The 21945-nt window shown below is 70.5% G+C and carries 27 protein-coding genes; all 27 read right to left on the minus strand.

The window, feature by feature from the left end; genetic code table 11:
- Nucleotides 1-605 precede the first annotated feature (605 nt).
- The 27 genes from OH807_RS33585 to OH807_RS33715 all read right to left on the minus strand — a co-directional run bounded on the left by OH807_RS33585 (nt 606) and on the right by OH807_RS33715 (nt 21944).
- Nucleotides 606-1052, minus strand: coding sequence for an endonuclease domain-containing protein (locus OH807_RS33585; RefSeq protein ID WP_406206788.1), 447 nt, complete (start codon nt 1050-1052; stop codon nt 606-608).
- Nucleotides 1042-2901, minus strand: coding sequence for a DNA polymerase (locus OH807_RS33590; protein ID WP_406206791.1), 1860 nt, complete (start codon nt 2899-2901; stop codon nt 1042-1044). Before OH807_RS33590 ends, OH807_RS33585 begins: the two co-directional genes overlap by 11 nt.
- Before the next feature lie 11 nt (nt 2902-2912).
- Nucleotides 2913-4454, minus strand: a complete 1542-nt coding sequence (locus tag OH807_RS33595; RefSeq protein ID WP_406206794.1) for a phage/plasmid primase, P4 family — start codon at nt 4452-4454, stop codon at nt 2913-2915.
- Nucleotides 4451-5356 (minus strand): toprim domain-containing protein, encoded by a 906-nt coding sequence (locus OH807_RS33600; protein ID WP_406206797.1) that lies wholly within the window; start codon nt 5354-5356, stop codon nt 4451-4453. Before OH807_RS33600 ends, OH807_RS33595 begins: the two co-directional genes overlap by 4 nt.
- A gap of 20 nt (nt 5357-5376) precedes the next feature.
- Nucleotides 5377-5736: a hypothetical protein gene (locus tag OH807_RS33605; RefSeq protein WP_406206799.1), complete on the minus strand. Its 360-nt coding sequence runs from the start codon at nt 5734-5736 to the stop codon at nt 5377-5379.
- A gap of 44 nt (nt 5737-5780) precedes the next feature.
- A complete protein-coding gene (locus OH807_RS33610) occupies nt 5781-5960 on the minus strand; it encodes a hypothetical protein (RefSeq protein ID WP_327065914.1) in 180 nt (59 codons plus the stop codon).
- A 172-nt stretch (nt 5961-6132) separates the two neighbouring features.
- Nucleotides 6133-6438, minus strand: coding sequence for a hypothetical protein (locus OH807_RS33615; protein ID WP_327065917.1), 306 nt, complete (start codon nt 6436-6438; stop codon nt 6133-6135).
- 11 nt (nt 6439-6449) lie between these two features.
- The gene (locus tag OH807_RS33620; protein WP_406206803.1) at nt 6450-7067 is read right to left on the minus strand and encodes a hypothetical protein; all 618 of its coding nucleotides are present in this window, start codon (nt 7065-7067) and stop codon (nt 6450-6452) included.
- On the minus strand, nt 7064-7633 hold the full coding sequence (locus OH807_RS33625; protein ID WP_406206806.1) for a hypothetical protein: 570 nt from the start codon (nt 7631-7633) through the stop codon (nt 7064-7066). The genes OH807_RS33620 and OH807_RS33625 overlap by 4 nt, the downstream gene beginning before the upstream one ends.
- A 79-nt stretch (nt 7634-7712) precedes the next feature.
- Nucleotides 7713-8465, minus strand: coding sequence for a hypothetical protein (locus OH807_RS33630; protein ID WP_406206809.1), 753 nt, complete (start codon nt 8463-8465; stop codon nt 7713-7715).
- A gap of 148 nt (nt 8466-8613) precedes the next feature.
- Entirely contained in the window at nt 8614-9411 is a 798-nt protein-coding gene (locus OH807_RS33635; protein WP_406206812.1) for a hypothetical protein, read from the minus strand.
- 76 nt (nt 9412-9487) lie between these two features.
- Nucleotides 9488-9685, minus strand: a complete 198-nt coding sequence (locus OH807_RS33640; protein WP_406206815.1) for a hypothetical protein — start codon at nt 9683-9685, stop codon at nt 9488-9490.
- Nucleotides 9682-10236, minus strand: a complete 555-nt coding sequence (locus OH807_RS33645) for a hypothetical protein (RefSeq protein WP_406206818.1) — start codon at nt 10234-10236, stop codon at nt 9682-9684. The genes OH807_RS33640 and OH807_RS33645 overlap by 4 nt, the downstream gene beginning before the upstream one ends.
- Before the next feature lie 120 nt (nt 10237-10356).
- On the minus strand, nt 10357-11070 hold the full coding sequence (locus OH807_RS33650) for a hypothetical protein (RefSeq protein WP_406206821.1): 714 nt from the start codon (nt 11068-11070) through the stop codon (nt 10357-10359).
- A 123-nt stretch (nt 11071-11193) separates the two neighbouring features.
- Entirely contained in the window at nt 11194-11505 is a 312-nt protein-coding gene (locus OH807_RS33655; RefSeq protein ID WP_406206824.1) for a hypothetical protein, read from the minus strand.
- A gap of 3 nt (nt 11506-11508) precedes the next feature.
- Entirely contained in the window at nt 11509-11751 is a 243-nt protein-coding gene (locus OH807_RS33660; protein ID WP_327065927.1) for a hypothetical protein, read from the minus strand.
- Nucleotides 11751-13634 (minus strand): LysM peptidoglycan-binding domain-containing protein, encoded by a 1884-nt coding sequence (locus OH807_RS33665; protein ID WP_406206827.1) that lies wholly within the window; start codon nt 13632-13634, stop codon nt 11751-11753. Before OH807_RS33665 ends, OH807_RS33660 begins: the two co-directional genes overlap by 1 nt.
- Before the next feature lie 79 nt (nt 13635-13713).
- A complete protein-coding gene (locus OH807_RS33670; RefSeq protein ID WP_406206830.1) occupies nt 13714-14235 on the minus strand; it encodes a hypothetical protein in 522 nt (173 codons plus the stop codon).
- Nucleotides 14232-15407, minus strand: coding sequence for a hypothetical protein (locus tag OH807_RS33675; protein ID WP_406206833.1), 1176 nt, complete (start codon nt 15405-15407; stop codon nt 14232-14234). The genes OH807_RS33670 and OH807_RS33675 overlap by 4 nt, the downstream gene beginning before the upstream one ends.
- Nucleotides 15407-16558, minus strand: a complete 1152-nt coding sequence (locus tag OH807_RS33680; RefSeq protein WP_327065932.1) for a hypothetical protein — start codon at nt 16556-16558, stop codon at nt 15407-15409. Before OH807_RS33680 ends, OH807_RS33675 begins: the two co-directional genes overlap by 1 nt.
- Nucleotides 16559-16571: 13 nt before the next feature.
- Nucleotides 16572-17366, minus strand: a complete 795-nt coding sequence (locus tag OH807_RS33685; RefSeq protein WP_327065933.1) for a phage distal tail protein — start codon at nt 17364-17366, stop codon at nt 16572-16574.
- A gap of 117 nt (nt 17367-17483) precedes the next feature.
- Nucleotides 17484-19703: a hypothetical protein gene (locus OH807_RS33690; RefSeq protein WP_406206837.1), complete on the minus strand. Its 2220-nt coding sequence runs from the start codon at nt 19701-19703 to the stop codon at nt 17484-17486.
- Nucleotides 19704-19714: 11 nt separating this feature from the next.
- Nucleotides 19715-20254, minus strand: a complete 540-nt coding sequence (locus tag OH807_RS33695) for a hypothetical protein (protein ID WP_406206840.1) — start codon at nt 20252-20254, stop codon at nt 19715-19717.
- Entirely contained in the window at nt 20215-20556 is a 342-nt protein-coding gene (locus OH807_RS33700) for a hypothetical protein (RefSeq protein ID WP_327065936.1), read from the minus strand. Before OH807_RS33700 ends, OH807_RS33695 begins: the two co-directional genes overlap by 40 nt.
- An 81-nt stretch (nt 20557-20637) precedes the next feature.
- Nucleotides 20638-21243 carry a hypothetical protein gene (locus tag OH807_RS33705; protein ID WP_327065937.1) on the minus strand — a complete coding sequence of 202 codons (606 nt, stop codon included), beginning with the start codon at nt 21241-21243 and terminating at the stop codon, nt 20638-20640.
- Between the two features lie 21 nt (nt 21244-21264).
- On the minus strand, nt 21265-21693 hold the full coding sequence (locus OH807_RS33710; RefSeq protein ID WP_406206843.1) for a hypothetical protein: 429 nt from the start codon (nt 21691-21693) through the stop codon (nt 21265-21267).
- Nucleotides 21687-21944, minus strand: coding sequence for a DUF5403 family protein (locus OH807_RS33715; protein ID WP_327065939.1), 258 nt, complete (start codon nt 21942-21944; stop codon nt 21687-21689). Before OH807_RS33715 ends, OH807_RS33710 begins: the two co-directional genes overlap by 7 nt.
- Between the last annotated feature and the right edge of the window lies 1 nt (nt 21945).

The raw sequence follows: 21945 nt of genomic DNA on the forward strand, positions 1-21945 counted from the left end.
CCTGCCGCTTCGGGATCAGCCGAAGGGCAGGGGCCTGGAGCGGCCTGTCGTCAGGTCAGGCCGGTCAGACTTCCCGAACACTCCGGCGGAGTGCCGGAGGAATGGTGAGGGCAAGGCAGCGCGTAAACAGCGCCATGCAGCGAGAAAGGCGAAGGTGCAGTAGGCGGGCAACGCGAGCCCCGAGGCGATCGGTCGCCACGTACCGGTGCACGTGCGAAGGCGCTAATGCCCGCATGTCCGGGCGGACGCACTCAAGCACGTCGAACTCGCGGGCGCACAGCTCCAGATCGAGCGAGCTACCGTCGGTCACTCCCATCGCGCGGCGAACAGCCAACGCTGCACAGCGAGTTGTCAGCTTGGCGAACTCCCTGCGGACTCGCGCCTGATAGGCGAGGAGTCTGCGGATGCCGCAGTAGGCCGTCCAGCCGCGACGACGCATCACCACTCCTGTTCGTTAACTGGCTGCGCACTCCTCTGTGCGGCACGTGAGCAGAGCTTAGATTGTGTCCGTTGTGTGCAAAAGCGGCAGATCCGTCACTGTTTGTAACGATCAAGCCCGCTACCTGCGGGTTTAATTGCAAAGAGAAGGTAATGTGACTTGGGCCTCACTTGCCGTGGGCGCGCAAGTAGCCAGCGCCCCGGTCGAGTCGGGCGGAGGAGTCGCCGAAGTGCCCGAGCGCGGAGTTCTCACCCCGGCACAGCAGCCTCCGCACCGCCTGGCCGTGGGGCTTGGCGTGGTCGTGGTCCACCACCAGGCGGTCCCCGGCCACGGCCTTCTGATCGCAGATCGCGCACCGCCAGCGCTGCTGGCGGCCCATCCGCTCGTAGTCGGCCAGGCTGATGCCGTAGACCCGCCGCAGGCGGGCGTCCCGGCGCTTGCGGACGACGGCCGGGTCCTTGCTGGCCCGGTTGTTGGCCGCCTTCACGCAGGCCCGGCAGACGTTCGCCCGGCCGTTCGGCGCTCTCTTGCGCCGGCCGAACTGCCCAAGCGGCTTCTCGTCGTCGCACACCTCGCAGAACTGCGTGTGCTCGCTCTCCGGCTCACGCCGCATAGGCCCACTCCTTCGGCAGCTTGTAGCCATCGGCCCAACTCGGCCCGTAGACCTCTGCCTTGGTGTCCAGCGGTACGCCCTTCAGGGTCATCTTCATGGCCTCGGCAACTGCCTGGGCCACTTCCGCGGCCTCGTCCTTCGGGGCCGTGCCCACGACCTCGTCGTGAACCCACATCGTCAGGTACGGGGTCAGGCCCTGGGCGTCCATCGTCAGCAGAGCCTGGCCCATCGTGTCGCGGGCCGTGGACTGGCAGGCGTAGGCGACGGACTTGTACAGCTTGTCGCGGTCCAGGTGGAGCCTGCGGCCCACCGCCGTGGTCATCGTGCAGCGCTCCGCGAGCGCCTGACGCTGCATCTTGCGGGCCCACCGCTTGATCCCGGGGAACGCCCGGCTGTACCGCCGTAGCGTGTCCCGCATGACCTCCACGTCCTGTCCGGTCTGCTTGGCCAGCGTCGCGGCCCCGCCCTGGTATGCGGTGCCGAGTCCGGCGATCTTCGCCAGTCCTCGCTGCGGCTTCGTGAAGTCGGGGCCGAACATCAGCTCCGCCGCGAAGCCGTGCAGGTCCTTTCCCGCCGCGATGGCCTCGACCATCCGCGACTCACCCGACAGGGCGGCCAGCACCCGAAGCTCCACCGCCTGCTGGTCCACCGAGAAGTAGACGCTGCCCCGCTCTGCGACCACGGCTCGCCGTACCTCCCAGCCGTGGGAGGGAAGTTGGGCCATCGCCGGGTCGGAGTGGGAGGCGCGGCCGGTCTGAGCCCCCAGCGGGTTGATCTTCGGGTGGATGCGGCCGTGCTCGTCGCGGTTGTTCAGCATCGCCTCGGCGTAGCTCGAACTCCACTTCCCCGCGCGCTTGGCCCGCAGCACGGCGTCCGCGAGCGCGTTGGGCTCGCGCATCCCGAGCCGCACCCAGTCCGGGTCGAGATCGGCCATCGGCAGCAGCACGTCCTTCGCCACCGACAGCGCGCCGCTGTCGGTGCGCTCGGTCAGCCGCTCGCCCATGCCCAGCAGCGCGCCGGCCACCTGGTCCGGGGAGTTCACCGAGGACACCCCGAACCGCGCGGCCACGGCGGAGAAGCGTTCCTTCTCATGTCCGAGCCGACGGACAAGGCCCTCGGTGTATTCGGGGTCGATGAGCATGCCCCGGCGCTGCATCTTCGCGCAGACCAGGGCCACGCTGTGCTCGTAGGGCAGCAGCGCCGAGCGCAGCCCCTCGGCCTTGTACCGGGCCAGCAGCTTGGGCAGCAGCCGGGCCACGAGCAGGGCGTCGAGACCGGCGTACAGCTCGTAGACGTGGTGCGAGAGGTCGATCCCGGCCCAGCCGGTCTGCTTCGTCAGCCCGAGCCCGTTGAACACCTTCGTCAGATCGCCCTGTGTGTCGGGCGCGGCGGGATCGACGTACCAGGCCGACAGCGGTTTGAGGGACAGGCCGACGCCGCCTTCGTAGTCGTGGCGGCTGTCGAGCAGGTGGGCGGCGATGCGGGAGTCCCGGGCCCGGGGGTAGAGGTCTTCGAGCCGGATGCCCAACTCGGTGTCCACCTTCAGTGCGTCGAACGCCAGGTTGTGCGCCACCAGGTTCGGCAGCGTCGCCAGCGCCTCGCGCGCCGCCTCGCGGAAGGGGCCGCCGAGTTCGACGGGGATGACCCACGCGGTGTGGGTGTCGCCGAACTGCGCGAGCCGTATTCGGTCGGTCCAGGCCAGGCCCGTGGTCTCGGTGTCGAAGCCGATCAGTGTCCCGGCGTTGGCGTGGCCGGTCCACCAGGTGCGGAACTCCCGCAGGTCGTCACCGTTCTCGGCGACCTTGATCTCGACCGGCTCTCCGGCCAGTCGGTACGGGTGTACCCGCATGTGCTCTCTTCCTAGTCGTTGGTGGTGTCGAACACTCCCGGCCCGGCCGGTGACGGCTGGCTGGCGAAGCGGACGCCGAGCAGCACGCGGCCCCGGGTCATGCGGTGCTGGCGGATGCCGCGCTCGTCCAGGGCGGAGATGAACCCGCGACGGGTCCACGCCTTCTCGCCCTGTGCCTCGCACCAGTCGCGGTAGGCGGTGTACGCGTCCTGGGCGGGGACGTGCTCCTTGTCGCTGCCGGTCTTCACCAGCACGTCCGTCAGGAACTCCGCCAGCGCGTCCGAGTTCTCCTTGAACGAGGACGTGGCGCTCTTGATGCAGGCCGGCTCCTTCAGGCCCCCCGCGTACCACTCGACCGCGCCGGCCACCGCCCACGCGGCGATCCCCTCGGCCTCCTCGCGCAGCGTGGCGAAGATCGAGTGGTCCCGCTCCTCCGGCTTGAAGTACCGGTCGAACTTGACCAACTTCACGCGCCGCCACAGACCTTCGTCCTGCGACCTGAAGGCGGGGGTGTGGTTGGAGGCCAGCCACAGCAGGAACGTCGGCTGGAAGGTGAAGAAGTTCTCGCGCATGAACCGGGCCGTCAGCTTGTCGCTGCCGGTGGCGCGCTTCAGCACTGACTCGCTCATCGGCTTCCCGGCCTCGCCCTCGCTGGCCATCACCATCCGGGCCCCGCGCAGCGCGGCCAGGTCGGCGGGGATCGAGCTGCCCCGGTCCTCGAACGTCTCGAAGCGCGTCGTCTCGGACAGGTCGCCGAAGACGTGCGTCAAGGTGTCCAGGAACACCGACTTCCCGTTGGCTCCCGTCCCGATCAGCACGGCGAACGCCTGCTCGGCCGTCGAGCCGGTGACGCCGTACCCGCACAGGCGGCGGATGTAGTGGGGCATCGACGGCTCGGTGGGGAAGACCTCGGAGAGGAATCCGAGCCACCTCGGGGCCTTCGCCTGCGGGTTGTAGTCCCACGGCAGGGCCTTGGTCAGCATGTCGGACGGGTCGTGCGCCCGGATGACCCCGGTGCGCAGGTCCACGGTTCCGTTGGCGAAGGTCAGTAGCTCGGGCCGGTTGTCGAAGTCGTCCACCTCGCAGTGGACCCCGCGCACCGACGCCAGCTCGCGCATCAGGTCGTCAATCCGGCGGGCCATCGTGAAGCCCTTGGCGGCCTTGGCCAGCGGGAGCGCCTGGACCTGCTTCTCGTACTCGGCGTCCAGCGCCTCCCCGGCGAGCTTGAGTTCCAGCGCCGCCCGGATGACCTCCTTCTCGCGGGCCAGCGTCTCCACCATCGCCGCCCCAAGGTCGTGGGCGGCCTGGCGCACCAGCACCTCCGAGCGCACCCACCGCCGGCCGTCCCAGACGTGGAAGCCCACGCCGTCGGCGTACTTGATGCCGCCCTTCTGGAACTGCACCAGGGCATGGGCGTTGACGATGTCGGATGCCCCGTAGCGGGAGGCCGCGTCGCGGTAGGCGGCCACCGCCTGCGCAGGGGGCAGGGTCAACGCGGCCCGCTGCGGCTCGTAGGGGGTGGTCAGGCTGTCGATGGCGTAGGTCGTCGTCACCGGGTCTCTCTCCATACTGCGTAGTCCTTGAAGCCCGCAGGCAAAGTCAGTTGGCGGGCGGGCACCTCCCGCTCGTTAAGGGCGGCCAGGATGGTCCGGGCGAACTCCCGCCCGGAGCGGTCGTTGTCGCCGCACACCCGCACGTCCCTGCCCGCCAGCCCGGCGGCCAGGGCGTCCAGCGTGGTGGGGTCGTTGTTGAGCAGCGCGGCCCCGCGCACGCCGACCGCGTTGAAGCCGTCGGCGACGATCGCCAGCGGATCGGACAGGCCCTCGGCGAGGACCCACGGCGCACCGGGGTCCGGGCCGGGGAACACCCCGAACCGCTGCCACTCGAAGCCGTCGGGGTTGGCCAGCGAGATCCACCGCACCGGGCAGCGCCCCGAGAGGTCCCGCCCCTGGGCGCCCCTGGCCACTCCCGCGAAGTCGGCCATCGGCACGACGAGGCGGGGATACCGGACGAACGAGGTCGGAACCCACTCGGGGCACGGCTGCGGACCGGGCCACCACCGCAGGCCCAGCCGGTCCTGCTCCGCCGGGGACAGGCCGAAGCGGTCGAAGGCGTACGAGGTGGCGGCCGGGTCGTCGTGCTGTCCGGCCGGCAGGCTGTCCAACCACACCCGAAGCGCCGCAGTCAGGAACGGCGAGACCGGCTCGGGCCGCGCCTCAGCGACGACCGCCAGGCCCTCCGGGTCCACGTTGAACAGATGCCTCGGCAGCAAGTCCAGTGCGGCCACGATGTCCTCGAAGCGGCACCCGGCGCGGCAGGCCAGGCCCACCATCCCGTTGCTCTTCAAGTTGATCCACAGCGACGGCTTCCCATCGTCGTGAGCCGGGCAGCGCGCCACCCACTCACCGCCCTGGTAGTCCCGCCACTCCTCCAAGCGGTCCAGGATCTCCGACATCCGCAACGGCCCTCTCCTCTCTAGTAACCGGCCTCCCGAAGGGCCTTGACGATCGCCGCATGCGTGCGGATCGACGTGACGGCGTACCCGTCCTCGGTCTTCGCGCGAGGCCGCTTCACGTACGCGACCCCGAACGGCATCCCAGCGTTGACAGCCTCGGCCTCCGCCTGGCGCACATAGGCGGCCAGGTCGTAAGACTTCTCCGCCTTGCACTCCCCAGCGAACGGCCGCACCCCGAGATCGCCGATGTCCGCCGCGCCCTCCTGGACGTTGCGACGCACGTTGTCCCGGTCGGTAGGGTCCTTCCAGCGGACCGAGCGGTCACCGTCCTTCCAGAACTCCCGGTACAGGCCGAGCTGTTCGTTCAGGTAGTCGGCCACCGCGGACTCCCACGCGGTTCCCTTGGCCTTCGATCGGTTGACCACTAGGCCGTCACCACCGTCAGGCCCGCGCCCCGGAAGACGGCCGTCGCGGCGGCCTGCCAATAGCGGGCGAAGTCCGGGCGCTGGCGGGCGTCGTGAAGGAACAGGATCACGTCCCCGGGACCGGCGGCCCGAAGGTCACCGAGCGCCGGGGCTATGCCCAGGCCGATGCGGAAGGTCACGTCTCGCCCTCCCCCGCACGTGGCTCGCGGAAATCGCCGACATGGGCAGCGTCCGACGCCCGCAGCAGACGGCACGGGTTCGCACCCTCGGCGGCCAGCGCTCGCGCTCGGGCGTGCAGGAACGCCCTCCGCTCCTCGGGAGCGATCTCCCACAACGGGGTTCGGTGGTCGCTCAACGGGCCGCCCTCTCCTCGGGCAGGTGCGCCCAGGAGGTCCGCCGCGCGATGTGGCGGCACGCCCGCTCGGAGATGTCGAACGCCTCGGCCAGTGCGGACAGGCTGGCGCCCAGGTCGGCCGAGCGGCGGATCGCGTAGACCTTGCGCTCGGTCAGCTTCGCCTGGCTGTTGCGGGTGCCGGCCGAAGGCGGACGCGGCGACTCCCGGAACGCCAAGCGCATGATCTCCTGCGCGCGGTCGGTCGCGGGCAGGACGTTGACGAGGCGGGCCGGAATCGGCTCCGCACCAGTCGGAGTTTGCATGGGGTTCTCTCTCATTCAGGGGTTCCGAGCGCGGCAGCCAGCTCGGCCACGGCGTCCAGGCTGTGCAGGAAGGCGCGGTTCGTCTGGTCGGGGTCGGTGAGGTCCGCGAGTGCGTCCACCAGGCGGTTCATGGCGGTGGCAGCCGGGCCGGGGAGGCGGTTCTGAATGTCCGAAGTGGCGTCGAACATGCGCAGAAGGTAGGTGTCCACGTGGCGGCTCCGGGGGGTCGGGAGCAGCCGCGCGGCAGGGTCCTCGGCGATCTCAGCCTCGGCCTGCTCCAGCGTCACGTCACCTGGGTTCTTCGGCTTCGGCGGATTCGCCCGGCGGTAGTACTCCGTCCACGTCTTCGCGGCGGGAAGCTCCACGTCCAGCCCCGGAACCAGCTCGGTGCGCGACGGGACGTGTCCGTCCTCGGCGAGGAGATCCCACGCGGCGAGGTACCGCCTGACGGTGTTGGCGCCCTTGCCCGCTGCCCTCGCGAAGTCAGGGGCGAACACCTTGCCAAACTCCAAATGGAGTTTGGTGCCGCCCTGCTCACCGGGCTCCACACAGCGCGCCGCGAGCAACGCAAGGAACGCCTTGCTACTGGCCTTGCCGAACAGCTCGGCGTCGGCTTCCCAGGCGGTCACTGCTGGGCACCCATCGCGTGAAGGATCACCTGGAACGCGGCGGCCAGGTGATCCGGGACCATGACGCTGACGAAGCCCGGGGCGGGCTGCGGCGAGACGGGAAGAACTACGGTCAGGGCCGGGGCAGTCCGGCGGGCGGCGTCGGGCAGTGCCCGGATCGCGGCGGTGTAGCGCGGGGAGAGCTGGTTCTTGCCGTCGGCGACGACGTACAGGATGCCGGGACCGTTGAAGATTCCGACGCGGGCCGCCATCTGCTCGAAGGTCAGACCCGTGCGGTCCCGCTGCTCCAGCAGCTCGGCCCCGCGCATGCGGGCCGGCGGCATGTCCGGCACGGCCATGCGTGCTGCGGCCGGGACAGACGCTGCGGTGGGCGCGGTCTTCTTCGCCTGGGCCCGCACCGCCGCTTCGGTACGGCCGAGCAGCCGGGCGATCTCATCCCACCGGACGCCCTGGGTGTGAAGCGCCGTGAGCCGACGCGTTTCCGAGGGCTCCCACGACAGGCCGTGGCGCTCGCGGCCGACTCGACCAGCCGAAGACAAGACCGTGAGGTTGGTGCAGGGGTACATGGGTTTCTCTCTCCAGGGAAACGGGAGCGGGACCGGCCCCGAAGGACCGGTCCCGCTGGTGTGATGGGTGGAGCGCCGGTTAGAACGGCGGCTCCTCCTCGACGGCCGCGTTCGGCGCGTCGGTGATGGCCTGCTCGAACGCCTTGACGACCTTCAGCTGAAGCTTCTGGTAATCCACGTCCCGGCCACTCTTGGCCGTGTACTGCACCCGCTCGTTGATCAGGTGGGCCAGGGCCGGGCCGCCGACCTTGGCCAGCGCGGTCTTCAGCGCGGGCAGTTCGCTGATGAGCGACCAGCCCGAGGACTTGTAGCGGAAGGCGCCAAGGCCGGTGTCGTGCGCGAGGCGGAACGTCAGGGTGATGGCGGGCTTGGGGCCGCGCTCGGCCTTCGCCCGGTCCTTCAGCTCCGCCAGCGTGCCGGGGCAGCGGCAGGGCACGCCCACGTCCTCCGGCGGGGACAGGAAGGCGCGGGTGTCGCAGTGGTGGGCGAGCTTGCCGTTCACCCACTGCTTCATGTCGAACTCGATCGCGCCGGGGCCGTCGATGACAACCTCGACCCGGTCGGTGTCGGTGTTGACCGCCATCGCGTCCTCCGCCTCGGTCTCCCGCTCGTACGGGGTGCCGCCCAGCAGCTCCGCCACCGCGTCGGCGGTGGACGGCAGTGCGCTGGTCACCTGCCACTGGTGGAGCGCGGTCGGGAACCCACCGTCGGGGGCGGCCTCGTAGTTGCGGAAGGTGCCCGCAACGTCCGGGCGACCGGCGGCCTCGGCACGCTCCGCACGCTCGGCAAGCTCGGGGTCGGAGGCAAAGATGTTGTCGAGTGCGTTGCTCAAGTGTGATCCGTTCTGTCGGGTCGGTGGCCGCCAATGGGTCGGCACCGTGGGAGTAGAGCCGGGGCGGTTAACACCGGCCCGTGGGGTTGAGCGGGGGCGGTTAACACCGGCCCGTGGGGTTGAGCGGGGGCGGTTAACAACGCCCCGGTCAGGCGGCGCGGCGGGCGGTGCCGCTCTGGTGGCCGGCCTCGTTCTTCCAGGCGACGCGGCCGATGATCCCGGCGTCCGAGTCGCGGTCGTCGGCGAAGCGGGCGCGCAGGGTCAGGAAGCGCTCGAAGATCCGGCGGTCGATCGTGACGGGCCGGAACTCGGCGCGGGCCGGGGTGACGTGCAGGACCGCCCCGGCATCGACCTTCGGGAACGGCTGGATGCGCCGGTCCACGGTGATCAGGTCGTCCGCGTGGGCGTAGGCGGCGAGCTGGGCAGCGACCGACAGATAGATGCTCTTGCTGGTCTTGAGGTCACCGAGAATGGTCTTGCCGTTGATCTTCACCAGGAAGTCGAACGACCCGGCGTAGCCGTGCTCCCGCGACCAGGCCACGTCTTCCGCGTGCAGCAGCTCGGGCTGGTAGCGGTCCAGCCACGCTTCGATGTGCCCCACGTACGGCTCGACATCGTGGTGCGGGTAGGGCACCTCCTCGCCGCGCAGCCGCAGCTCGAAGTAGTCGTGCACCAGGCTGCCCACATCGGCGCGGACCTTGGTGTACCTCTTCGCTGCGTACTTCAGGAAGTCCACGGCGGCCTGGCGGTCGCGCGCCGCGATGCGCTGGACCACCTCAAGGTCGGTGACCGCGCACTCGGCGGCCATGCCGGCCGACCAGTCCTGAAGGAACGGCTTCGCCTCCATGTTCAAGATGGACGTCACCGAGGGGGCGAGGTCGCCGGACTCCGGGTGGACGTAGTACCGCGAGCCCTTCTGGTGGATCGTGCGGACGCCTTCGGACATGGGCTCTCTTCTCTACTTGAGGGCATGCAAAAGGCCCGCCCCCGGTCGGGACGGGCCACCGCGGAATGACGCGGGATCAGGCAGCGGCGAGCAGGGACGGAAGGGTGTCCGAGTAGCCGGGCACCTCCGCCAGGACGCGGGCGTTCGCGGCCTGCTCGTCGGCCTCGCGCTCCGCCGGGCTCAGCACGTCGGGGACGGGGGTGTAGATGAACACCACGTTCTCGATGGCGCTCGCGGTGCGGTCCAGGGAATCGAAGCGGTCGCGCAAGGTCATGCGGTGGCCTCCAAGGCGGCGCGGATTCGGTCGGAGAACTGGGCGAGGGTGCCGGTGTTCGGGATCACGAGGTCGGCGTGCTCGGGGCCGAGCCGTTCGCTCGGGTGGTCGCCGTCGGGGGCGCCCCGGTCGATGAACCAGACGACGAATCCGGCGGCGCGCAGGGCGTCCACCTCGTTGTCGAACCGCACATCCGTCACCACCACCGGCCCCGGGATACCAGCCGCGCTGCGGACTGTCCGGCCGATCCAGAAATCCGGGTCCACGTGGCGGCGGACACCTTCGGTGCCGAGCCGCTGAAGGAACCGGCGCGCTTCCGGGAACCGGTCCTTCACCTTCTCCCAGCCGTAGCGGTCCACCGCGCCCGCCAGGTGGACCGGGGCCGGGGCGTTGATGCCCAGCAGCTCGGTGCCCACCACCGGGTCGATGTCGTACGCCATGTGCTTGAGCGGGTCGGCCAGCGCGAGGCGGACGTACGCCTGCTCGCGCAACACGCCGGCCGCCGTGTCCTTGCCGGATCTCGCGCGGCCGATCAATGCGATGTTCTTCATCTCGTTGCCCTCCTTCGCCACGGTTGAGGCGGCCCGGTTAACAACCGGCACGGCGAGGCATGGAACGCGAAAAGGCCCCGCCCTCCCGGAATCGGGAAGGCGGGGCCTGGGGGCGGGACGTCAGCTCAGGGACTCCTCCAGCGCGAGCAGCACCGCGCGGGTCTCCCGCAGCTCCTCACGGAGCCGTTCCGTGGTGGCGGGGTCGAGCCCTTCGAACGAGGCCGGAGCCAGCGCCGCGACCGTGCGGCGTACGCTCTGCACCACCTCGGCCGTGCGGGCAGGGGGAACCACGGCATCGTCACCGGCAGCCACGTCCAGGACCGCGCCGATGGTCTGGAGGGCGGCCCGACGGTGGTAGTTCTCCGTTCGGATCGTGCTCTGAGCCTTCGGGATGATCTTGTAGTAGGCGAAGACTTCGTCAGCCGACGACAAGCCCGGGAAACGCTCGGCCATCTCCTCGGGCCGCTCGTCCAACGAGGTGACGTAGTCCACGCGGACTGGTGAGAGCGCGTCCCGAATGGACTGAAGAATGCTCTGGCGGTCCTTCGCTACGGCTTCCCGGACCTCCTTGGGGGACATAGGTGGTGCCTTGATCCCCGCAGCGTCCAGGAGAGCTGACATCCACTGCCGAGCGGCGTAGCTCTCTCGGCGGAGATCCGGGAGTCCCTTCGAGTTCGGGAAGAGCAGCGCAGTCTCGAACACCACCTTCGCGAGCGGGCCGAAGTCGCGGGTCTCCCTTGCGGGCGCTACCAGCGGAACGGCCTTGTCCATCACGGCCTGCGTGCCGGGGACAGCCTGCCAGCCGGGAGCTGCGGCCTTCTTGCGTGGGGGCATGGGTTCCTCTCAGGTAGACCAGGACCGTTGTGCAACCAACGGTGCCAGTCATCCATTCCACCACAGCCCCGCTCCGCAACGAGAAAAGGCCCCGACCGGCCCGGAGGCAGGCCGGGGCCCTGGTCATCGCTTCGCCTTCATCCCGTCGTCGCCGAGCCGGACGCGCGGCCCGGTGTCGGCGTCCGGGCACGTGCAGCCCTCGGCGAGTGCTGCGGTGCGGGCCTCCTCGGTGCGGGCGGCGGCCGTCTCGTGTGTGACGACGCGCTTACCCGCGGAGTGCCCGCCGGCCATCGCGGCGGCGGCCAACAGGAGGCCGATGATGGCCTCGTTGGTCTCGATGCCGGCCAGCTTGGGCACGACGGTGCCGAGCACGGTCAGCAGCGCGACGACGGCGGCGCGGGCCTTGACGGGGTTGGCGTTGAGCCAGTCCTTCATCCTTTATCCCTTCAGTCGTGCGACCACGTCGGCGGCCAGGGCGGTGCCTCCGGCGAGGCCGGAGGCCACGACGCCGTAGCGCCAGCGTTCCAGCGCGCGGACGCGGTCTTCGTGGTCCTTGAGCATCTGGTCCACGGTCGCGCTGCTCTGGGCCAGCGAGCGCACGTCCTCACGCACGCCGACCAGCTGGTCGTAGATCTCGCGTGGTCCGATCACCACGCCGCCGAGCTGTTCGTCTCGGGCCATCAGTACCCCCCTGCGTTCCAGGCGATGGACTCGAACGAGCCGTAGGTCGCGTTCGCGTAGCGGACGCCCGCGATGATCGAGTCCACCGGGTTGAGGATGTCGCGGTGGCCGGGCAGCGCGTAGGCGTCGAACGTGGGCCGGATGGTCTGGAGCAGACCGTAAGTGCCGCCGTACGCCGCTTCGTTGCTGTCCCAGTGGTTCTCGGCCTTCGGGTTGCCGCCGGACTCGATCATCGCGCGGTGCTCGATCGCGGCAGCGCTGGGGACGAGGTCGCCGTTGGCGCGCAGGATGTCCCGGGCCTGTTCGATCCATCCGGCGAGGTCGTTGGAGTAGCCGGTGCTCGGGGTGGCTGGCTTGTCCTCGACCGGCGGGGCCGGTGCGGGTTCCGGGGTCGGGGTGGGCTGCTCGGCGGGGGCCGGGGCGGGCTTGAGCGCGGGGGCCTGCGGCTTGGGCGCGGCCGGGCGCGGGACGGGAGCGGAGCCGTCGGGGATCGCGATGTCCTGCCCGGGGAAGATCAGGTCCGGGTTGGCGACCGTGGCGGTGTTGGCGGCCACCAGCGCTTCCAGGGTGACCCGGTAGCAGGCGGCGATGTCCCACAGGGTGTCACCGGGAACGACGGTGTGGACCGGCGGCGCGGCGGCAGCTCCGGCGGTGGCGGTCGGCAGGCTGATCACCTGCCCGACCTCGATCCGGTCCGGATTGGCGATCTGCGGGTTGGCGTTGACCACGGCGTCCAGGCTCGCGCCGTAGCGGGCGGCGATGGCAGACAGGGTGTCCCCGGCCGCGACGGTGTGGGTGGCTGCTGCGGGGGCCGGGTCCGGGGCGGGAACGGGGTCCGGGGTCGGCACCGGGGTCTCGACCGGGGTGGGCGGGGCCGGGGTCTCGGTCACCGGCGGGGCCGGGGTCTGCGGCGTGCTGCTCGGGGTGGCCGGGGCGGGGACGGTGATCTGCTGCCCCTCGGTGATCCGGTCGGGGTTGCCGATCTGGGGGTTGAGGGAGAGCAGCCCGGCAACCGTGGTGCCGAGCGCCACGGCGATACCGCCAAGGGTCATGCCCTTGCGGATGGTGAACGTGCGGGTGGCCGGCGGGGGCGTGACGGGCGGCAGGGGCTCGGTGACCGGGCCACGGCCGAACTCGGCAAGCAGGCGGGCGAGCTGCTTGGGGCCGGGGATGCCGTCGGCGTCGGCGGTGTCGCCGATCTTGATCTGATAGGCGCGCACGGACTCGGTGTCCGCGCTGCCCCACACCGGGCCGGGGCCCTGGGTGTAGCGGGAGCAGCCCGCGCGGACGAGGGCGCGGCCCATCTCGGTGATGTGCTGGCCGCGCGCGCCGGGGCCGTACATCAGGCCGTTGATGGTGACGGGCCGGCCGGTCGGCGTGCCGGTGCCGGTTTCGGTGCCAGTGCCGCCGGAGGTGTAGGCGGGGCGGCCGACGCCGAGCACGACGGAGCGGGGCCGGGTCTTGCGGGCGACGTAGCCGCCGGAGCCCTGGCCCGCGCCGCTGTCGCGGGCGGTGTTGCCTTCAACGGTCTTGACCTGCTGGCCGGGGGCGGAGTCCTCCAGGACGATGCCCACGTGGTCGGCGACGCCGTTGTTCGACCAGCTGAAGAAGATCACGTCGCCGCGCTTGAAGGCGGCGTCGCGCCCGAGCCACTGGCCCTTGTTGCGGAAGGCTTGGACGTGGGAGGGGCAGTAGGCGAACCTGCCGACGGTGGCGGCCTCGCCGCCCTTGTCGGCGCACCAGGAGACGAACATGTCGCAGAAGGGTTCGTGGTTGAAACCGGGGGCGTACCACTTGCCGAAGGGGGTGTCGTAGTACTTGCCGTTCGGGGAGAGGCCGCCTCGGTAACCTTGGTCGGCCCACTTGGTGGCCTCGGCGATCATCGCTTCGCGGGAGATATAGCTGTCCTTTTCAATGACGAAGCCCCGCCCGGGAGTTCGGGAGGGGCCGGTTGGCGGAGGGTCAGGCGTAGCCGGGTGGCAGAGCGACGAGTGTCCAGGTGCCGGCCTCGGTGGCCTGGGGCGCCTGGTTGAGGGGCAGGGTCATGGCGACGCCGGGATCGACGGTGCCGCCTCCGGTGACGTCGGTGCGGGTCTGGAGCAGCAGGCGCTGCCACTCGCCGGGCTGGGTGCCGCCCATGGGCAGCACCCAGTCCAGGCGGACCCAGCCGTTGTTGAGTGCGCCTCCGGTGTACTGCCACTCGGAGGTGACGGGGCGGGCCTTGTCCACGTCGAAGAGCCGGAGCCAGACGCCTGCGCCCTGCTTGGAGGAGACGCGGCAGTCCAGGCGGATCACGGGGTGGGCGATTCCGGCGGTGGGGATGGTGGCGGCGGCGCGCCAGGCGGTCTGGACGTCCAGGCCCTGGCGGTAGGGGGTCATGGGCAGGACCGCGCCGAGCGCGCTGGCGGTGCGTTCCATCGCGGACAGGCGGGTGTCGATGCCCTGGAACTCATCCGCGAGGGTGGGGCGGCCGTAGACGGTCATGCGGCGCTCACCAGCTCCCCCTTGACCCAGTCGTCCACGCGCTCGAAGACGGTCGTCGGCACGAGGGACAGGGTGGTCTCCTCGCCGGTCTGGGAGACCTTGGTGCTGATCTCCTGGATGACGTACTCGGCGTTGATGCCGGGCCAGTTGGCGGTTCGGGCACGGACCCGGATCTTGTGGCCCACGCGCAGCTCGGCCACCGAGTACTCGCCGCCGGGGTGCAGGCGCACCTCGGGGACGACGATGGGGAACGCGCCGACGGCGGTCATGCGCTCTGCCTGGGCGGTCAGGGTCTCGACGCGGACGACGGAGTTGTTGGTCTCGACGGCGGCCAGGCGTGGGATGCGGCGGCCGTCCTCGGTCTCCAACTGGCCGTTGTACCACCAGCTTTTGAGTTGCGACCAGCCTTCGCCCGCGCCGTTGACGCCGGTCTCGGTGCACATCTTGTCGCCGTCGCTGGTGACGGAGGTGACGTCGCAGTTGGTGCCGTGCTCCAGGACGATGCCGGTGTCCACGCCTCCGGCCGGGGCGAGGAAGCGGAAACGGTTGCGGATGATCCGGGCGTCCACGTCCCAGTCGTGGTCGATGCGGAAGTCGAAGCCCTTGATGACCGCGCCCAGTTGCTCGACCGCCTCACCGACGGACTTCCACTCGAACCAGGGATATGTGCGGTCGCGCTTCATGGTGTCCAGGTCCGGGCCGAAGGTGAGCGCGCCGGGGCCGTTGCTGCCCCAGTACCCGGCCTGCCCTGGGGCGACCGGGGACGGGTTGTCGGCGAAGGTCTGGATCAGCTCACGGGCGATGGTTGTCTGTTCGCGCGGGGTGGCGCCCGTGCTGTATCCGAGGTTGACCATGTTTCGGCGGTAGTACTCCCACAGCCCGGGGCAATCCAGCGTCATGGTCTCGGTGGCCATGTCGACCGACCAGGAGAGCAGGGGGCCGCCCCACAGGACGCGACTGCCGCGCTGGACGTGGGCGATGATCCGCCACGGCGAGACGAGCGACCAGTCCAAGCCGGCCAGGGGTTCGGCGGACAGCGGCACGGTGAAGCTCGCGGAGCCAGGGGCGTTGAGGATGGAGCGGAAGGACAGGCCCGAGACGGGCAGCTCGGCCAGCAGCCGGCCGCCCTTGAACTCGGACAGGATCACGCGGTAGTCAGCGGCCTCGGTCATCAGGCCGCCTGTATGACGATGGCCTCGGCGTAGGACGTCCACGCCGCCTTGAACTTCACGTTGTTGTTCACGGTGTTGTCCGGGCGGCACGAGGTGCTGACACTCATCGCCGCCCCGGCGGGAACCTTGATGGTGCCGGTTCCCCGGACGTCGCGGTTGTCGCCCGCCCGGATGTACTGCGGCCGACCGGCCCGACGGCTCTCGCCGTGCCCGAAGACCACGGGGCTGATCCACCCCTCGCCGAAGTCACCGGCGTAGGTGCATTCGAAGCTGACGGTGACCAGGCGCGGGTACGGGGTCGCGGGGGCGGTGAAGGTGTGCCAGCCTTCGGAGCCCCAGGCGTTTTCGGGAGCCTGGTAGCTGGCGTCAAGGCGGGTCGCGCCGGGCAGGACCGGGGCGGTAGTGCCGGGGCCGGTGACCTTGTGCAGCGCGGTGGTCACCGAGTCGTAGACCAGGGAGCCGGCCGGGGCTCCGGTGGCGGCCTGGGCGATGCCCTGCGGGCCTGCTGTGCGGAGCTGGCGCAGCGGCGTGGTGTCGAGCTGACCGGCGAACACGAACCGCTGGTCCTCAATGCCCGTGATGCCGGTCTGGGCGATGTTCACCAGCGCCAGGCGGATGCAGTTGGACGGGACCGGCCAGTCCTTCGCGCCCGGGGTGGACTCGGCGAGCACCGCCAGCGACCAGCCGCGCGCACCTTCCTTGGTCACCTGCGTGCCGGTGCCGGGGGCTGCGGCGTAGGGGGTGCCGTCGGCGGCGTAGGTGACGGACTGCATGTAGCGGTCCGCGGTGGTCTTCATGTCCATCAGCAGCGGGCCGGCCGGGGCGGTGTCGGGGTCGGCGAACGCCACGACGAGGTCTTGCCGGGCGGCCTCGCCCGGCTTGGGGGTGGAGCACTGGAGCTGAATGGAGGCGTCCAGGTTGGCGAAGTGGACGGCCCCCTTGTGGGAGACGGCCACGTCGTCCGGCAGCCACAGCGAGCCTGCGGCGACGCTCACGCGCGGGGTGGGGTTGTCCACCTTCTCGACCAGCAGCGCGGCCGGGCCCGAGACGCCGACGTGGGCACCCCTGGTGCCGCCGATCATCGTGCGCAGGTCCAACGCGTCGTATCGGCCCTGCTGCACGAACAGCGGGGCACGGAGTTCTACAGCCAAGAGAGAGGGGTCCTTACATCCAGGCGGAGCGCCACTGCACATCCGCCGTGACCCCGTCGGGGCCTTCCAGTACGTCGAGTTGAACGGCGCTCGGCCCCGGGGGCAGGGCGAACCAGGCCGAGCCCGGATCGACCTGTCCGAAGCGGGAAGCGCCGTTGAGGGTGATGCGGCGGCGGCCCATGTCCACCACCAGGGCGTCACCGCGCCCGACCCGCAGTCCCCGGGTGGCGAAGCGTCGGCGGACCCCGTCGTGGACGAGGGTCAGCGCCGGGTCGCGGATCTCGCCGGTTCGCGGGGTCAGCCGCACGATCGGCCAGGAGTCCACCGAGCCCGCGTTGTAGATGTCCGGAGCTGACCGGGCGGCGGGGCCGTTGCCCATGTCGAAGGGGAACGTCAGCGGGAAGATCGGCCGACCGCCCCGGGGCACGTCCACTGCCACGGTCGCGCTCTGGAGCCACGCCCCATAGAGACGTGGGTCGGTGGCGGCCAGCTCGACCGTGAAGCGGCGGCGGCCCGCGTGGTACTCGCGGTCCACGGTGACGGCCCGCTTGCGCACGCGCGCCATGATCCGCGAGCGCCCGCCGGCCACCGGGGGGAACGCGAACTCGAACGGCCGCTCCGGACCGCCGGGGGCGAAGGCCCCGAGCAGCGCGGGCACCTCGCGGTCGTCCAGGGCCAGCATGGTCAGGGTGACGGTGCGCGAGCCCATGTAGTCGGTGCCGGGGGTCAGGCCGTCGCGCTGGAGCAGTTCGGCGTCCGAGGTGCGGACCTCGGGGGCGTCCAGCAGGCCGGACACCTCTTCCAGCACGACGGAGGAGTCCTCACCGAGCAGCAGCCCGCCCCACGCTGCTGTCCAGTCGCGGCCCGTGTAGGGGTTGGAGGCCGACAGCGGGGTGCCGGTGGTGATGTCGCTCGGTCCGATGGGCTACCTCCCGGAGGTCTTCAGCTCCCACGCGATGGCCTTGCCGATCTCGTGGGGGTCCGCGCTGGTGCGGGCGTTGACGGTGATGTTTGCGCCGTAGCGCTCGCGGCCGGCGGCCTTGGAAACGGGCTCCGGGTGGCGCAGGCTCGCGGCGGCCCGCTGGCCGTAGCCGTAGCTGTCGAGCGAGCGCAGCCCAGCGGTGACCGGGCGAAGTGCCTGCTCCAGCGGACTGGCGTACGGAGCGGCGAAGGCGGCCGGCATGGCGGCGAAGGCCATCCTCGGCGCGGCCATCAGGGAGCGCGGGGCTGCGGCCGTCGGGGTGGACGCGGGCGCCGAGCTGAACGGGTTCAGCGACGACATGATGCCGCTCACCACGCCGCCGACAGAGATCGACTTCATGCCGTTGACCAGCCCCTGGATCGCGGACTTGCCCTTGTCGTAGAGCAGCGAGCCCAGGTCGCCGATCGCGCCGAGGATCTTGCCTGGCAGGCTGGCCACGTAGGAGACCACGGTGCCGATCCCGGACGACACGCCGCTTGCGATTTGGGACCAGGCTGAACTCACTGCTGAGACGCAGGAGTTCCACGCGGACGAGGTCCACGACTGGACGTTTCCCCAGGCTGCGGCCACCGCGCTGGCCGTGGACGAGGCCGCTGACGACACGGCGGACGTCACCGACGCCCAGGACGAGGAGGTCCACGAGGTCACTGACGCCCAGGATGACGAGGTCCACGAGGTCACTGACGCCCAGGCTGACGAGACAGCGGAGGCCACGGAGGAGGCCGCCGACGACGTCCAGGAGGTCACGGACGACCACGCTGACGAGACGGCTGAACTCACGGCCTCCCAGCAGGACTTGGTGGCCGAGGTCACCCCGTCCCAGGCTGCCTGGATCATCTGCCAGGCCCACTGGGCTCCGACTGCCAGGCCGTTCCACGCCTGCATCGTCACGCTGAAGGTGATGACCAGGGCGCGCAAGCCCAGGTCGACCAGCCGCATCAGGGCGGACGTTGCTTCGGCGTTGTCGGAGAAGACCTGGAAGAACTGGCGCAGGGTGTCTGCGAACCAGCTGATCGACGCGGCGATCTCCGGCGAGAACTGGACCGCGAGCTTGGCGATTCCTTGCAGGAAGGCGTCGAGCAGGCCGACCAACGGGCCCAGGATCAGCTGAAGTTGGGCGCCACCGTTGGACAGGGTGAGGAAGAAGTCCCCCAGGGCAGCGCCGAGACCGACGAGCGCTTTCGGCAGCTCGTCGGTGAAAGCCTTCATCCCCGGCGAGGACATCGCCGCCGTGAGCTTCGGGAACAGCGTGTCGGTGAAGTCGGTGATCGACTTCACCATCGGTCGGACGTACTGCGCCCCGGCGTCGAAGAACGCCTTGAACTCGGGCTGGGCCTGGCGGAACCAGGCCGTTACATCCTTGACCGCACCGCCAAACTCGTTGCGGATACCGGCAGTTGCAGGCTTCAGTGCCTCTGAGGCGGCCTGCATCGCCTCCTCGGCCTTCTTGCCGAGGTTCTTCATGTCCCCGGCCGCCGCGACGGCCGCAAGGCCCAGCGGCAGGACCGGCAGGGCCGCCAGCGCCAGGACGCCGATCAGCCCGGAGGCGACGACCGTCACCCAGGAGGCGATGGCCGTGACCGCGACCAGCAGCGGCAGCGCGGCAGCGGCGGACTGGGCGAACCCGGCCGCCATCCCGAGCGTGCCCTGCGCGACCGAGGCGACGCCGGAGCCGATGCCCTGGAGGGCGGAGGCCGTCTGCTCGATCGAGAGCGTGAAGAGGCGCCCGAAGGATCGGGCGACCTCCGCGGCCCCCGAACCCAGGTCCCGCAGACCGGACTTGACCCGGTCGAGTCCACCCCGGGCGAGGTGGACGTTGATCCCCAGCCGCCAGCGGCGGCCGGTGAACGCCCGGACCTGGGCCTCGGCCGGCGCGGTGTCCGCATCCGCGCGGACCCGCGCTCGTCGCTCGCGGGTGAGCGCGGCGATCCGGGCGGCGGCCTCGCCGGTGTCGGCGACGACGTTGACCCGGACGTTGCGGTCGTGCGTCAGCTCGCGCAGCCGGGCATTCACGCCCCCGGTGTCAAGGTCGAGCTTGACCTTGAGCTTCGTGTACTTCTCCAGCATCTCCAGGTACTGCTTCAGGCGCTGGCGGAAGCCGTCAGTGTCAGGCAGGACGCGGATGTGGACGCGCCCGGCTTCCTTGCCGCCGGGACCGGCCATCGGCTCACCTCCTACGTGAGTCGGACCGGTGCGGGCCGCATCGGCGCGGTGGAGCGCGCGAGCACGGCCGCCGGTAGGCGGAACGTTTCTGCAAGAGGGGTGGAAGGCAGGGCCACGGCGGGGCCTCCGCCCTCGCCGACCTCGCGTTGGAGGGCGGCGGCGAACGGGTTGCCGTCGGCGGGCCTGCGGGTGCGCTTGGCGTACGGGCGCGGGTAGGGCGTCGGCTTCTCGACCGCCCGGGGGTTCTTGACGGCCTTGGCCACCTGGACGTGGGTCAGCGCCTGCACGGCGTCCACCAGGTCCGCCAGGACGTAGGTCCGCGCGTCCCAGCCCAGGGCCTCACGGCCGCCGCGCATCGCGGCCAGCGTCGCGCAGTCGTCGGGGAGCGTCCCGATCAGGCCGAGGATCAAGCGCGCGGAGTGCCGGCCCCGGACCCAGTCCAGGACGTCCACGCCGCAGAAGCGGCGCAGGTCGGCAGTGATCTCCGCGCCGTGCTTGTCCAGCAGCCTGATCAGGCCGATGCTTCCCCCGGCGCGGCCTGCTCCATCCACGCCTCGACCACAGTCATGGTCTGCTCCAGCGGCAGGGCGTCCACGGATTCGCGCATCCGCTTCTTGTCGGAGGCGACCGCGACCAGCAGCGCGCCCATGGCGTCGATGCGGCGCTCGTTACTGACCTTCTCGGACTGCATGACGTCCATCAGTGCCATGGCGGCCTTGAGGTCGCCGCCCGGCAGGGCTTCGATTCGGCGCAGGCGCAGCTTCTTGCCGCCCTTGGCGACGAACGGCAGGCCCTTGCCCGCGTGCTTGCGGTCGGCCTCGGCCTGAAGGTCGGCGAAGTCCAGGGTGGTCACGGTCTAACTCTCCTTGCTGCGGTACTGGTTGCGGGTAAGCATCGGCCCGCCCCCGGAGTGTTCACGGGGCGGGCCGGCGGGTCAGGCTGCGGGCGGCAGGAGGCCCACGGCCAGGTCGAAGACCGGCGTCACGGTGCCGAGCGGTGCGGCCTGGTTGAGGGCGACGACGGTGGCCTTGACCGGCATCTCGGTGAGCGCGGCCGGGTCAATCTTCACGGCGTCCGCGCCGATGATGCTGGTCTTCGGGTAGTGCCACACGACGGCCTTGCCGCCGTCCACCGCGCAGATCATCAGCGCGCGGTTCTGGGCGGTGGGGCTGGTGGGGATCGAGAAGAACCCCTTGCTGTCCAGGCCCTTGGACGTGCCGTAGTAGAGCTTGTACGACTCCGCGGTGAAGTCCTCCAAGTTGACCGTCACCGCGTAGGTCTTGCCCGGGTCGGTGGTCTTCAGGCTCTTGGACTGCCAGCTCCCCAGAACCTCCGGGTCGTCACCGTCCACGGACAGCTCGATGCCGTTGTCCAGCGAGGTGTTCCCCACGGACTTCCACGACGCCGCGCCAGTACCCCACTTGGTGGTGTCCTTCGGGTCGAACCCGGGCTTGCTCAGGTCCGGCGGCGCGGTTCCCGGGTCGGCGACGTAGATGTATCCGGTGCCCGGTACCAGGACCGGGGCGTCGTCAGCAGCCATCGCTGACTCCCTTCCGGCCCGTCAGCGGGGCCTTGTAGCGATCATGTAGTTGGCCGAGAACCGGTAGAAGTCCGGTTGGGCCTCGGTCATCGGGTCGGTGGTCATGAACGGCCCCGTCGCCTCCCGGAAGTGCGAGAGGTAGCCGTCCGTGTTGCCCCACTGGTCGCGGGTCAGACGCACCAGGGCGGCGCGGGCGCGACGGGCCAGCAGGGAGGCGTCCGCGCGGGCGGTGGCGTACGTCTGGACGGTGAACATGCCCTCGTCTATGAACCGCTTGTCGCGCATCACCCCGCCGACGCGGCGGGCGATGACCAGGCCGCCGGCCTCGCGCAGCGAGAGCTGCCAGTCGGTGGGCAGGTAGACCGCGCACCGGTAGCCGGGCAGCGCGGTGCGCAGGGCCTCCATGACGATCCGCTCGGAGTCGGGCATCAGGTACGGCTCTCTCACCACAGGGCGGCCTCCATCGCATGGATGCCGTCCACGTGCCGCCCGGCCCGGTGGTTGAAGCCGCCCCAGTTCTTATGAGCGGCCAAGGGGTCCTCATTCACGATGGCGTAGCCCTTGGCGTGGCGCTTGACCTTCAGTCCGGCGATGAACTCGCCGGTGTCGATGTGCAGGGCGGCCTTCGCGGTGATGCGCACCTTGCGCTCCTCGGCCTCCAGCTTGAGCGCGGCCATCACCCCGGGAAGTCCGGCGATCATG

The sequence above is a fragment of the Kitasatospora sp. NBC_01560 genome (genome assembly GCF_045208415.1).
GTDB lineage: Bacteria > Actinomycetota > Actinomycetes > Streptomycetales > Streptomycetaceae > Kitasatospora.